This is a genomic window from Sorangium sp. So ce124 (genome assembly GCF_051525235.1).
Taxonomy (GTDB): Bacteria; Myxococcota_A; Polyangia; order Polyangiales; family Polyangiaceae; genus Sorangium; species Sorangium atrum.
In genome coordinates this window covers 4,772,563-4,784,703 of sequence record NZ_CP150312.1, presented here as the reverse complement: position 1 = coordinate 4,784,703, position 12,141 = coordinate 4,772,563, and the positions used below count along the sequence as shown (strand labels likewise).

Below are 12,141 nucleotides of genomic sequence, written 5' to 3'. Positions count from 1 at the left end.
CGTATATGCTTGCACGCTACCACCTCGTCCGCGGGCGCCGCCCGGAGGACGATCCGCTGCCAGAAGGCAAGCGGTACGACACGCGCAAACACACGCACCACGTCCTGAGGCCCACCCCGGAGATGGTCGAAGAGTTCCTGTCGGACCCCTCGCAAGCTGGCTTCAAGAGGTTTCGCGCCGCCTACCTCGCGGCGCTCGATGAGCGGTTTGCGGAGCAACGGGAGCGCTTCGACGCGCTGGCGCAGGAGGCCCGGCAAGGTGACGTGTTCCTCGGCTGCAACTGCCCGACGGCGCACCAGCCTGACGTCCGGCACTGCCACACGTGGCTGGCGCTGGAGTACTTCGCCCGCAAGTACCCGGACCTGGACGTGAGGTTCGATGCGCGGTGAGCGGCGTTCACTCCTGCCGACGGCGAGCGAGGCAGCTCGGGCGTCGCGCTCTCGCCGAGAGTGGCGCGGGACCCGCGGTTCAGCGGCGCATCCGTGAGCAACAGTCGTCCGCCTCGGGAGCGGCGGCCGCGGGCCGCGCGCCGCTCGAATCGGACAGGTCCTCCTGCTCGTCGGGGTAACGGATGCGCTCGTCGCCGGCCTTGGCGCCCAGCCCGGTGCTGCGCCCCTTGGGCTCTTCCCATTCCTCCTGGCGCCCGAGCGCGGTCAGATCGAGGAAATAGTACGAGCCGCCGGTCGACTCCGTGCCGCGCCCGTAAGTCGAGTAGGTGTGGTACACGCGCTCGCCGTCGCGCAGGAAGCAGCTCAGCCCGTGCAGGTCGAAGGGCTGCTTGCCCCCCAGATAATAGGCGGAGCCCGCCTGCTCGTGCTCGGCGGGCGTTCGGTAGTTGTACTCCACTGGCGTGACCGACTCGTCCAGCGTGACGTGATAGTCGTGGTTGAAGCGGCTGCCCGCCGACGAGTACCAGGGCACGGGCCAGCCCATACGCGCCTTGAACGGCGCGATCTTCTCCCAGGGAGCGCGCGAGATGAACGCGAACGTGGTGCCGACGTTGTGCCAGTGCCGCAGGTGGCCCTTCGAGATCTGATCGGCGTAGCCCGAGCAGCTCGGGCAGCCGCGATCCTTGGGAGTGCCGTCGTCCTCGAACAGCCACATGAAATGATAGACGATGAGCTGCTGCCGGCCCTCGAACAGATCGAGGAGGCGCAGCTTGCCGTGGGCGCCCGAGAACTCGTACGGCTCGGTCACCTCGACCATCGGCAGGCGCCGGCGATCCGCGTTGAGCCGATCGCGCGCTCTGGTCAGCTCCTTCTCGCGGGCGAGCAGCGCCTTGCGTGCCTCCAGCCACTCGGCGCGCGACACGACGCGGGGCAGTTCGATCCGGGTCATGGGGACGTCTCCATTGTCATCGGGAATGGGCCTCGCCCGGTGCGGGCGCTGCCGCGGGATAGGTTCGGGGGGGTGGACTGCCGGAGCGCGCAGAACTCATCGGTGCATCCATCAAAAATGTCGTCGGCCGCCGCTACGCCTATGGCACGAGCATTGCGTAATGCCCCAGGCGAGCTCTCCGGTGGGCGAGCGCGGCAGCGCCGGCCGGCCCCGGCCCCGGCAGCATGGTCACGATGGCCCTGGTCGGGCGGACAGCGCGCGGCGCGCCCCCACCTGGCGCCATCCGTCGCAACATTGGCGCCCGACGCCGCTGCCGGAGCGGCGCGCCGAGCCCATCCTTGGTATCGATCCCGGCGAGGCGCCGCGCGCCCCCGAGACCGAGCTCCCGCCGAGGTACGCCATGAGCCAGTTGCTTCGAGGCCCGCGCGGCCGACTTCTGACGACCTACCAGTTCATCACCCGTCCCTTCGAGTTCCTGTCGCGGTGCGCCTCCACGTACGGGGATGTCTTCAACGTCCCCGTGGTCAGCGGTGACGTCGTGATCGCCGGATGCCCCAGATCGGCGGAAGAAGTGTTGACGGCGCCGCCAGAGACATTCCTTCCCTTCGCCACCAAGGCGATCGCGCCCCTCGTGGGGGAGCACTCGCTCCTCATGCTCTCGGGCGAGCGCCACAGGCGCGAGCGGAAGCTGCTGACACCGCCGTTCCACGGCGATCGCATGCGCGCTTACGCCGCGGCGATGGCGGACACCGCCGCCCGTCGGCTCACCGAGGCGGCGCGCGCGCCCCGCGCCGTCGCCCAGGAGATCACGCAGGCGATCTCGCTCGACGTCATCATCCGCGCCGTGTTCGGCGTGGAGGAGCCGTCTCGAACGAGCGCGTTCGCCAGCGCCGTCGTCGCCATGACCGACGCGCTGACCCCGGCGCTGACCTTCCTGCCGTTCTTGCAGCGGGACCTCGGCGGCCTCGGCCCCTACGCGCGCTTCCGCCGGCGCGTCGATGACCTGGATGCCCTGTTCCGCGGGCAGATCGAGCGGGCGCGCGCGGCGCCGGGAGACGACATCCTGAGCCTCATGGTCTCGGCCCGTTACGACGACGGCTCGACCATGAGCGATCAGGCCATCTTCGACGAGCTCCGCACGCTGCTGTTCGCCGGGCACGAGACAACGGCGCTCGCCCTCGCGTGGGCCCTCGATCACGTGCACCGCAACCCCGGCGTCCTCGCGCGCCTCCGCGATGAGATCGACGCCCTCGGCCCGGAGCCCGACCCCGAGCGCCTCGCCGCCCTGCCCTACCTCGACGCCGTGTGCAAGGAGGCGCTGCGCATCTATCCGATCGTCACCGAGTCCCCGCGCCTCCTGGCGCAGCCGTTCCGCCTAGGCGAGCACGAGCTCCTGCCGGGAACGGGGGTGGCGCCCTGCATCCTGCTCGTGCACCACCACCCCGATCTCTACCCCGAGCCGTCCCGGTTCAGGCCAGAGCGCTTCCTGGAGCGCAAGTTCTCCCCGTTCGAGTACCTGCCGTTCGGCGGCGGACACCGCCGCTGCATCGGCGCGGCCTTCGCGATGTTCGAGATGAAGATCGTGCTCGGCGTGGCGCTTTCGGCATGGGAGTTCCGCCTGCTCGACGAGCGGCCGCCCCGACCCGTGCGCCGCAATCTGACGCTGAGCCCGTCGGGCGGCGTCCCGCTCGTCGTGCGCGCCCGCAATCGCGTCTCAGCGCCGCCGCCTGATCCTGGCGCGAGGAGGCGCAGAGGAAGCCCCAGCACGGGAATGCATCGCCGTGGAGGCCACGACATAGCGGACATGGAGTAGATGGAGAAGATCACGACATAAAAGCTCCGCGCTCTCTGCGCTTCGGGGATCGCCGGGGGTGGATCTGGAATAGAGGGGCTCCCCCGCTTGCCGCATCGCCCCCATGCTGAGACGTCTCCTCCGCTCGACGGCCGCCTTCTCTCCCTGTGCATCCCCACCTCCGCCGGTCGTTTCGCTCGACGCGAGCACCGGTGTCCGGCCACAGCGCGTCGAAGGCCCATCACGTCGCTTTCGGCTGCTCGCCCGGCTCGGATGGGCTGCCGCTCTGCTCCTGGCGGCGTCCTCGTGCGAGTCGGTCACCCCCTCGGTATCGCCGCGCCCGTCCGGATCGGCGCAAGCCCGGCTGGAGCTGCACGCCGGCGATGCCGACGTCTGGGCCTTCAGCGCGCGCATCCAGGGCGCCCTCGCCGGCGCGGGCACGCTGGAGGAATGCGCGATCCGGGTGGGCGGCGACGTGTTCCCCGCGGCGATCGAGCAGCAGCGGTTCTTCGCGGACATCCCGCTGATCGAGGGCGAGAACGAGATCGTCGCGCGCTGCCGGGAAGCGAGCGCGGGCGACCTGGACTCTCCGCCCGTCACCTACCGCGTCCGGCTCGAGGACAGGCCGCGCGCCCGCGCCCGCGCTGCGCTGGCCGGCGGCAAGCTCGTCCTCGACGCGACGAGCAGCGAGCCCGGCGAGCGCTCGCGCGCCGAGATCGTCGCCTTCGACTGGTTCCGGCTGCGCGGCGGCGCGGCGCCGGAGCCGCTCGGGCAGGGCGCTCGCCTCGAGCTGCCGGCGCCCGACGCCCGCGGTCAGGCGCTGTACGAGCTCAGGGTGCGCGACGAGCGCGGCCGCGGCGACGCCGCGCGGGTCGCGCCGCCGCTCGAAGCCGCCCCTGGCGCGACCGCGCCGGCGTGGATCGACGACGCCGTCCTCTACGGCGTCGTGCCCCCGTTCTTCGGCGATCCGCCGCTCCAGAGCGTCCGCGCCGCCCTCCCCGCAATCGAGCGGCTCGGCGCCACGGCGATCTGGCTATCTCCCCTCTTCGCCGCGCCCGAGGGCGACTTCGGGTATGCCGTCACCGACTACTTCAGCGTGCGCCCCGACTACGGGACCGAGCAAGATCTCCGCGAGCTCGTGGACGACGCGCACCGGCGCGGCCTGCGCGTGCTGCTCGATCTCGTGCCCAACCACACATCGGCCGAGCACCCGTATTTCCGGGAGGCCGAGCGGCGCTCGAACCGCGCCCACACCTTCGACTTCTACGATCGCGACGACGGCGGTGAGCCGACGCATTACTTCGACTGGGAGCACCTGCCGAACCTGAACTACGACAGCGCCGAGGTGGCGCGCTGGATGCTCGAGGCGTCGCTGCACTGGGTGCGCCGGTTCGACATCGATGGCTATCGCGTCGACGCCGCGTGGGGCATCAAGCAGCGGCGGGGCGAGCTCTGGTCCCCCTGGGCCGCCGAGCTCCGGCGCGTGAGCCCGCATGTCGCGCTGATCGCCGAGGCCTCGGCGCGCGATCCGTACTATCTGCAGAACGGGTTCGACGCGGCTTACGACTGGACCGAGGAGCTCGGACACTGGGCCTGGAAAGACGTGTTCGGCGCGCCGCGGGGCATCGCGGCCCGGCTCGGCGCGGCGCTCGCCGCCACCGCCGCGCGCCCCGAGCGAACGCTCAGGTTCATCAACAACAACGACACCGGCGCGCGCTTCATCACCCGCCACGGGCCGGGGCTGACGCGCGTCGCTGCGGCGGCGCTGCTGACCCTGCCGGGGATCCCGTGCGTCTACACGTTCGACGAGCTCGGCGCCGAGTACGAGCCTTACGGCGGCCTCGCCCCGGTCTCACGGCCCCCGCGCGGCCAGCTGGCGCGGCATTACGAGCGGCTGATCCGGCTCAGGCGCGGTGTCGCGGCGCTCCGGTCGCGGGGGCACCTCACGGTCCACGCCGGGGGGCCCGACGACGAGGTCTTCGCCTATGTCAGGCACGGCGACGACGCGTCCCGCTTCGCGCTCGTCGTCCTGAATTTCAGCGATCGACCGGTAAGGAAGCGGCTCATCGTCCCGGAGCCGTTCGCCGCCCACGCGCGAGGCGGCCTGCGCGACGCGCTGAGCGGCGCGCAGGCCGCCTCGCGCCTCCGGGCCGGCGCCCTCGCGCTGGACCTCGCGCCCTGGGACGTCCGCGTCCTCGTGCCGCGGTAGGACGAGCCCTGCGCGGCGGCGGGCGCTGCGCCCACCGCACACATCTGCTATAACGGACAAACATCCAACGTTTGACGTGGCCGCGAGGCGTCCCTATCGGGACGCTCAGCGTCTCTGTCAGCTGCAGGAAGTTTGAACATCTGGCGCTCAGCTCACCCGTGCGCCGCGACGGTGGTCGCCGCGACGGGAGGAGGATGATTTTCATGTCTCAGGAGCAATGGTCCGCCGTCGATCGCTACCTCACCGATACGCTCGTGCCGTCCGACGCCGCGCTCGATGCGGCGCTCGCGGCCAGCGCCGCGGCCGGCCTGCCGCCGATCAACGTCGCGCCGAACCAGGGCAAGCTGCTGCATCTCCTGGCGCGGATCCAGGGGGCGCGAACCATCCTGGAGATCGGCACGCTCGGGGGTTACAGCACGATCTGGCTCGCGCGGGCGCTGCCTGCCGTCGGCCGCCTGATCACGCTGGAGTCGGAGCCGAAGCACGCCGAGGTCGCCCGCGCGAACCTCGATCGCGCCGGGCTGGCCGACATCGTCGAGCTGCGCCTCGGGCGAGCGCTCGACACGCTGCCCAAGCTCGCCGCGGAGGGCCGCGGCCCGTTCGACCTCATCTTCATCGACGCCGACAAGCCGAGCAATCCCGACTACTTCGCGTGGGCGCTCAAGCTCTCCCGCCGCGGCAGCGTCATCGTGATCGACAACGTCGTGCGCAAGGGGGCGATCATCGACCCCGAGAGCGCCGATCCCAGCGTCCAGGGGGTGCGCCGCCTGAACAAGCTGCTCGCCGCCGAGCGACGCGTGAGCGCGACCGCGATCCAGACCGTGGGCAGCAAGGGATACGACGGTCTCGCCATCGTCCTCGTCACCGAGGATCCGTAGCCGCAGCGGCCCAGCGTCTGCCGGGCGCTCCTCGCACCCTCCCGCGCCGGCCCACAAAAAAAAGAGCGCCCATTCGACGGCGGGGGGGAAGCCGTCACGGGCGCTCTGCCCTGGTTCTCTAGCAGGACACGGGCCAGGGCCTTTCCACGCCTTCTTCAAGGACTTGCCCGTCAGGGAACCCCTGGAGCTTTCGATCCTGAAATCGTCCCTTGCAGACCCGACGATGCACCCGCGGCTCGGCCGTGCTGCCCCGGCTACGAGGCAAGGAGGGCCCGCCTGCGTGAATCGCGGACGACGCGCTCGGCGTGAGACAGACGCGCGTCCGTGCTAAGCGGGTGTTCGTGGATCTCGAAAAACTGGTTAGCGTCGTGTTCAAGGCGGTCGCACGCAGGAACACAATCGCCGATTCGGAGCTTTTGGAGATCTTGCTCGAGGCGGGCGCTGACGTGGCGGTCGCGCGCCGCGTGGTCGCCTTCGCGCCGAATTCAGCGGCGCGAGTCTGGCTGCGAAGCGAGAAGATCACGTGGCCCGACCACTACAGTGTTCACCGCCCGTCGAGCGGTGTCGCTTCCCTCGAGCATCGACCCCTGGCGGCAGAGCCCGTCTTCGTCGCGTGTATGTCGGTGGCGGAGCGATGTTCGAAAGCGCAGCGGCAAGCGATGTTCCAACGCAGCGCGACCTTCAAGACACTACGACAGCTCGGACAGCGCACGTCTCCCGAGGGGCCTGGAAAACCGGTGAATGTGCAAGTGGGCCCGTTGCTGATGGTTGCTGAGTACCTCGACCCTCCGGAGCCTGTCGCCCCTGTTCCTCGCGCGCACACGCAACGAGGACTTTTCGCACGACTGAAGCGGCTTTGGCGCGGGCATTGACTTTCTCTGGGGTCGCGCGGGCGCGTGAGCGGATCTCGCGGGCGCGCGCGTGCGGGGATTCGGTCCATTCCTGCGCGGGCGGAGCCCGCGGTCGCGTCAGGAGACGCCACTTCGAGAGGTGTCGCGTGGCCTGCGCGGTAGCTCGATCGGATTCAGCGTACCGCCAACCTCAGCCGTAGCAAAGCCGACCAGCGGGCGGAGGTAGTCCTCGAGCTGCTCGGGCGTGCCCGGCGAAGCGCGCCATCCGATGTAGCCGTCCGGGCGGACCAGCACGAGCGCATCGCCGTCGACGTCGTAGCCGGCGCGGGCGTGCCCGTCCGTATCGACGAGGACGCGCCGGCCGGCTGGCTCCCCCGGCTGCACCACGGCGCGCGCGTGCACGGCAGCGCCATACCGGGCATTCACCCGCGCGACAGTGTCCCCGTGCGCCGCGCCGAACGCGAGCAGCGTGAAGTGCGGGCCACGGAACACATCGAACAGGCGGACGGGCGCCCCCGCGACGTCGTGGCAGGGCGCGTCGGGCGCTCGGTCCCCCGGGAGGGCGCGCGCCGGCGCGCTGTGCTCGTCATGGGCCTCGTCGCAGGCCTCGCCGCGGGCCAGCGAGCTCCCGCGGTAGCTGATGCCGAGCTGCTGCGTCTCCGGGCCGCGCCGCTGCTCGCCCGCGCTTCCCTCCGCGATCCGGCGATGCAGCCTCGAGGTGAGGCCCAGCATCGCCGCGGCGACCGGCAGCCGCTCCTCCTCGTAGGTGTCGAGCAGCGCCGCGGGCGCTCCCGCCAGCACGTGGCCGAGCTTCCAGCCGAGGTTGTAGGCGTCCTGGACCCCGGTGTTCAGGCCCTGCCCGCCGGCCGCGGGGTGCACGTGCGCGGCGTCGCCGGCCAGGAACACCCGGCCGACCCGGTACCGGTCCACCATCCGCACGCTGGGCCGGTAGAGCGACAGCCAGCTCGCGTCGTGCAGCCGGACATCCGAGCGCCCCGTCCGCTCGTGGAACAGCCTCTCGACGGCCTCCACCGTCAGCTCGGGCGCCTCGTCGCCGTGGATCGGTATCAGGATCTGGAAGCGCTCCGTGCCGGGCAGCGGGCACAGCGCGATCGGGCCGCCGCGCGCCTTCGGCCAGGCGTGCCAGCGCTCGCGGTCGAGCCCATCGGCGCGGACGTCGCCCACGAGCGCTCGGTCCGCCTCCAGCGTCTCCCCTTGAAAGCCGACGCCGAGCGCGCGCCGCACGGAGCTGCGCCCCCCGTCCGCGCCGACGAGGTAGCCGGCGCGGACCCGCTCCGTCTCGCCCGCGCGGACCAGCGTGGCGGTCACGCCATCGCCGTCCTGCTCGAAGCCGGTCAGCTCGGTGGCGAGCTCGACACGGACGCCGTGGTCCGCCAGCCGGGCGCGCAGGATCTCCTCCGTCCGCCATTGCCCGAGGAGCAGGATGTTCGGATACGGCACGTCCGGCGCCGGCGCGCGGCGCTCGAACATGGCCCAGTCGCCCATCACCGCATCGCCGTCGTAGGCGCGGATCAACGGGTAAGGGGCTCCGGCGGCCATCGCCGCGTCCACCACCCCGAGGTCGTCGAGGACCTCGAGGGTGCGCGGCTGCACGCCTTTCCCGCGGGAGCCGGCGAAATGGGATGGCGCCTTGTCGACGATGCGGCACGCCACGCCACGGCGGGCCAGGTCGCACGCGAGGGTCAGGCCAGTGGGCCCTGCCCCCGCGACGAGGACATGCGTGCTCAGCGACGGATTCATTGGCTGTCTCCTGTCAGGTGAAGTCACGCCATCTTGGAAGCTGTCGCTTGCCTCGTCAGCTTGCGTTCTGCCAGCATGGTTCCATGCGCAAGCGGGACGCCATAACGCCGCGGAAACAGCCGACGCAGGACCGGTCGCGCGCGACCGTCGAGGCGATCCTGCAGGCGACCGCTTACATTCTGGTCCGGGACGGGTACGCGCGGCTGACGACGAACCGCGTGGCCCAGCGGGCCGGGGTGAACGTCGCGTCGCTCTACCAGTTCTTTCCGGGCAAGGAGGCGCTCGTGGCCGAGCTCCACCGTCGGCACATCGAGCAGGGCCGCGCGGCCGCGGCCGCGGTGCTCGCCGCGCATCAGGGGCAGTCGCCCGACCGGGTGGTCCGGACGATCGTGGAGGCCGGCATCGCCGCCCACGCGGTGGAGCCCGAGCTGCACCGCGTGTTCCTGGAGCAGATGCCGCGCATCAGGGCGCCCCGGTCCGCGGCGAGCGAGGGCTTCCTGCTCGAGGAGGCAAAGCAGCTCCTGTCGGCGTGGGGTTGCCCGGCGCCGGACGTGGAGCTCGCGTGGTGGATGATGCAGACCGCGGCGCACGCGGTGGTGCATCAGGCGATCGTCGAGCGGCCCGACGATGTGCGCTCCGGCGCGCTGGCCGAGGAGCTCGTGCAGCTGCTCGATCGCTACCTGCGCGGGAAGCAGACCCCAGGGCCACGCGCCGGCGCGGGGCGAGAGGACACGTGATCTCGCCGAGGCCGCCGAGGGCCGCTGTCCCGCGTGACCTCCGCCCGCTCAGCCGGGCGTGGCGATCTCGTCGTAGCCGCGGCCGCTGAACTGAAGGAGGCAGACGCCGTGGCCGAAGGGATCGGCCAGGCGGAGCATGCGCCCCCACGCTGCCACCTCGATATCTGCTTCGGGGACCGCGCCTGCCTCCTGCGCGCGGCGCGCGGCGGCCTCGAGGTCGTCGACCACGAAGTCGAGGTGGACCGGCGTCCAGTGGCGGCGGTAGTCGCGCGGGGACGCACCGGCGGCAGGCTCGCTTCCGGCCGGCTTCACCAGGAGGTAGATGGGCGCCGCCGCGCCGAGGAGCTCGACCCCGGAAGCACCAAGGCGCCGCCCGACGCGCAAGCCGAACGCACGCGTGTAGAACGCGATGGCAGGATCGAGCGCCGGTACATCGATGTTGACGAGCAGGTCTGACATGCGATGAGTCTAGCTGTTGGGCACGTCGCCCCCAAGCCAGGGCGCTTCGCGGCTGCGCGAGGCGCTCGGCGCGAACCGGGGGCGCTCGGGTCAGAGCGTCTCGAGATACGCGACGAGATCGTCGATCTGGGCCGGCGTGAGCGCCCAGGTGCCGCCGTGTCGAGCCCCTCCGCCGCACGGGCCGAAGCGGTCGTGGAGCGTCGCAGCGCAGCCGTCGTGCATGTACGGGGCGCGCGCCGCGAGCCCGCGCAGCGAGGGCACCTGGAAGGGCTTGCCCGTGCCCACGTCCATCGTCTTGTTGTTCGTGAGCGTCTCGCCGGAATGGCACCTCGCGCACGCCAGGTCGTTGAAGAGCGCCTCGCCGCGCGCGACGGCGTCCTCGTCCGCCGGCTTCGACCGGGGCAGGGCCTCGATCGTGTCGAGCCACGCCGCGAACGCCTCGGTGTGCGCGCGTCCCCGAATCAAACCGTTCATCCGCTTGTCAAAGACTTCCGTCATGAAGGCGTCGAAGCTCGCCAGGTCACCATCCCAGTGCAGCGGCGCCGTCGCGAGGACGCCGCCCGCGAGGGATTGCGTGCGGCGCGGTCCGGTGGGCTCGAAGTTCCATACCCGGCCATCTTCATGCCCCTCCGGGTGGCAGGACGCGCAGGTGACGTAGCGGCCTCCACCGCCGTCGCCATGGAAGAGGGCATGGGCATCGTCGAGCCGGCTCTCACCGGGAAGATCGACCGCGCCGAGCTCCTCGCCGCTGAGGGCCGCGAGGCGCACGAGGCTCGGCGGCTCCCGTATCTGCACGAGCACGTTCCTCTCTCCGTCATAGCCGACGGCGATGGGCTCTTTCCTGACGGCGACGATGAGGAGGCGCTGGTCAGGGGCGAGCGAGCAAATGTCGACCCCGTCGTTCCGCTCGAGGGACTCGAGCGGCGCCTCGATGACATAGCCGCTGCCCGCCTGTAAGATCGCCGCGCTGAGCCCATCCGGCGACACCGCGATGTCGACCGGGAGCACCCCGACCCCGATGCCGCCACCACCATGCCTGGACAGCGCCGGGTTCGACGGATGGGCCTCGCCGGGCAGCGGTCGCATGAGGGTCATCGCGGTATGGAGCAACCTCCGGTTGCAATTCTTCGAGTAGTAGAGGCCGGCTCCCGCGCCCCCCATGTTGCTGGCGAGGCTGACGGGGCTGGCGAGACTGCGCTGGTGCACCATGGCCACGCCGCCCCCGGGCAGCGGGACCGTCCTCCACGCCACCCCCGGCTCGTACTCACGCGCGTCGTCCTCGCGGTCGTAGAGCTCGCCCGGGATGTACGCCGGCGGCCTGATGCGCTCGGCCACGGTCCCGTCCTTCGCGATCACCAGGAGCTCGGCGGACCGGAAGCGGCTCACGAGGAGCGAGTCCCCCTCGACGATCACGTCGCGCAGATCGCGGTCGAGGCGGAGGTCGCGGACCGGCGGGGCCGTGACATCCGAGGAGAGCGTCACGAGCTCGCCTCCCGCGCACGCCACGTGGAGCAGGTCTGTCGAGGCGTCGTACGCGAGCCCGCGGGGCGCGGGGCAAACGGGCCTGCGGTGCATCTCCTTGGTCGCGAGATCGATCGTGACCACCGCGCCCCCGCGGCGGAGCGCCACATGAACGGAGCCAGCCTCCCCCTCGGCCACGCGCCCGGGCTCGTCGCCCTTCTCCAGAGGGAGGATGGCGTCCACCTCGAACGTGCCGAGGTCGACGATGGAGACCCTGTCGCGGTCCGGATCCGCCGCAATGGCAAGCGCCTTGTCGGCGGTCACGAGGAGCGTCCCACCGCTGATCGGGGGAGGCGGCACCGCGGAGACCTTGGGGGGCGGATAGTGCGTCTCGGACTCCGTGAAGCCTGGGGTCTCGTAGTACGGGAGTTCGTTCCAGCCGTCGAGCACCTTGCACCCAGCGATGGCCGTGATCATGGCGACGAGCGCGGTGATCCACGCTCCGAATTGAGCTTTCATTGCGCCTCCTGCGACAGGCGCGGCGATGCAAGAAGGTTGCCGGGGTCTCGCATCGAGCCTCTGACGACAACACCTCTCCCCGAAATAAGCGAGATGGCAGCGGGCGTGTCGGTTTCAGGGGGCGCGTCCATGCAGC

Annotated in this window: 10 protein-coding genes; 6 read left to right on the top strand and 4 right to left on the bottom strand. The window is 71.1% G+C overall.

Annotated features, from left to right (window positions below; all coding sequences use genetic code 11):
- The first annotated feature begins 5 nt into the window (after nt 1-5).
- Complete coding sequence (locus WMF19_RS17970) at nt 6-389, top strand: hypothetical protein (protein ID WP_437900217.1); 384 nt, start codon at nt 6-8, stop codon at nt 387-389.
- Nucleotides 390-468: 79 nt separating this feature from the next.
- Here WMF19_RS17970 and WMF19_RS17965 read toward each other — a convergent pair whose 3' ends face one another.
- A complete protein-coding gene (locus tag WMF19_RS17965; RefSeq protein ID WP_437329811.1) occupies nt 469-1,338 on the bottom strand; it encodes a DUF899 domain-containing protein in 870 nt (289 codons plus the stop codon).
- A gap of 400 nt (nt 1,339-1,738) precedes the next feature.
- Between WMF19_RS17965 and WMF19_RS17960 the strand changes: the two genes are divergently transcribed.
- The 4 genes from WMF19_RS17960 (at nt 1,739) to WMF19_RS17945 (ending at nt 7,089) form a co-directional block, all read left to right on the top strand.
- Nucleotides 1,739-3,151 (top strand): cytochrome P450, encoded by a 1,413-nt coding sequence (locus WMF19_RS17960; protein ID WP_437900216.1) that lies wholly within the window; start codon nt 1,739-1,741, stop codon nt 3,149-3,151.
- Nucleotides 3,152-3,254: 103 nt separating this feature from the next.
- A complete protein-coding gene (locus tag WMF19_RS17955) occupies nt 3,255-5,339 on the top strand; it encodes an alpha-amylase family glycosyl hydrolase (RefSeq protein WP_437900215.1) in 2,085 nt (694 codons plus the stop codon).
- 203 nt (nt 5,340-5,542) lie between these two features.
- Complete coding sequence (locus WMF19_RS17950) at nt 5,543-6,217, top strand: O-methyltransferase (RefSeq protein WP_437900214.1); 675 nt, start codon at nt 5,543-5,545, stop codon at nt 6,215-6,217.
- Nucleotides 6,218-6,558: 341 nt separating this feature from the next.
- Nucleotides 6,559-7,089 carry a hypothetical protein gene (locus WMF19_RS17945; RefSeq protein ID WP_437900213.1) on the top strand — a complete coding sequence of 177 codons (531 nt, stop codon included), beginning with the start codon at nt 6,559-6,561 and terminating at the stop codon, nt 7,087-7,089.
- A gap of 96 nt (nt 7,090-7,185) precedes the next feature.
- On the opposite strand, the gene WMF19_RS17940 is transcribed toward WMF19_RS17945, so the two are convergent.
- Nucleotides 7,186-8,829 carry an FAD-dependent oxidoreductase gene (locus WMF19_RS17940; protein ID WP_437900212.1) on the bottom strand — a complete coding sequence of 548 codons (1,644 nt, stop codon included), beginning with the start codon at nt 8,827-8,829 and terminating at the stop codon, nt 7,186-7,188.
- Nucleotides 8,830-8,912: 83 nt separating this feature from the next.
- On the opposite strand from WMF19_RS17940, the gene WMF19_RS17935 reads away from it, so the two are divergent.
- On the top strand, nt 8,913-9,566 hold the full coding sequence (locus WMF19_RS17935) for a TetR/AcrR family transcriptional regulator (RefSeq protein ID WP_437900211.1): 654 nt from the start codon (nt 8,913-8,915) through the stop codon (nt 9,564-9,566).
- 48 nt (nt 9,567-9,614) lie between these two features.
- Here WMF19_RS17935 and WMF19_RS17930 read toward each other — a convergent pair whose 3' ends face one another.
- Both WMF19_RS17930 and WMF19_RS17925 read right to left on the bottom strand, forming a co-directional pair.
- Entirely contained in the window at nt 9,615-10,025 is a 411-nt protein-coding gene (locus tag WMF19_RS17930; protein ID WP_437900210.1) for a VOC family protein, read from the bottom strand.
- Nucleotides 10,026-10,115: 90 nt separating this feature from the next.
- The gene (locus WMF19_RS17925) at nt 10,116-12,005 is read right to left on the bottom strand and encodes a c-type cytochrome (RefSeq protein ID WP_437900209.1); all 1,890 of its coding nucleotides are present in this window, start codon (nt 12,003-12,005) and stop codon (nt 10,116-10,118) included.
- Nucleotides 12,006-12,141: the final 136 nt, after the last annotated feature.

Bases quoted from the DNA above. Each gene is read 5' to 3' on its own strand.
- WMF19_RS17970 (WP_437900217.1), top strand. From the start codon at position 6: ATGCTTGCACGCTACCACCTCGTCCGCGGGCGCCGCCCGGAGGACGAT.
- WMF19_RS17965 (WP_437329811.1), bottom strand. From the start codon at position 1,338: ATGACCCGGATCGAACTGCCCCGCGTCGTGTCGCGCGCCGAGTGGCTG.
- WMF19_RS17960 (WP_437900216.1), top strand. From the start codon at position 1,739: ATGAGCCAGTTGCTTCGAGGCCCGCGCGGCCGACTTCTGACGACCTAC.
- WMF19_RS17955 (WP_437900215.1), top strand. From the start codon at position 3,255: ATGCTGAGACGTCTCCTCCGCTCGACGGCCGCCTTCTCTCCCTGTGCA.
- WMF19_RS17950 (WP_437900214.1), top strand. From the start codon at position 5,543: ATGTCTCAGGAGCAATGGTCCGCCGTCGATCGCTACCTCACCGATACG.
- WMF19_RS17940 (WP_437900212.1), bottom strand. From the start codon at position 8,829: ATGAATCCGTCGCTGAGCACGCATGTCCTCGTCGCGGGGGCAGGGCCC.
- WMF19_RS17935 (WP_437900211.1), top strand. From the start codon at position 8,913: ATGCGCAAGCGGGACGCCATAACGCCGCGGAAACAGCCGACGCAGGAC.
- WMF19_RS17930 (WP_437900210.1), bottom strand. From the start codon at position 10,025: ATGTCAGACCTGCTCGTCAACATCGATGTACCGGCGCTCGATCCTGCC.
- WMF19_RS17925 (WP_437900209.1), bottom strand. From the start codon at position 12,005: ATGAAAGCTCAATTCGGAGCGTGGATCACCGCGCTCGTCGCCATGATC.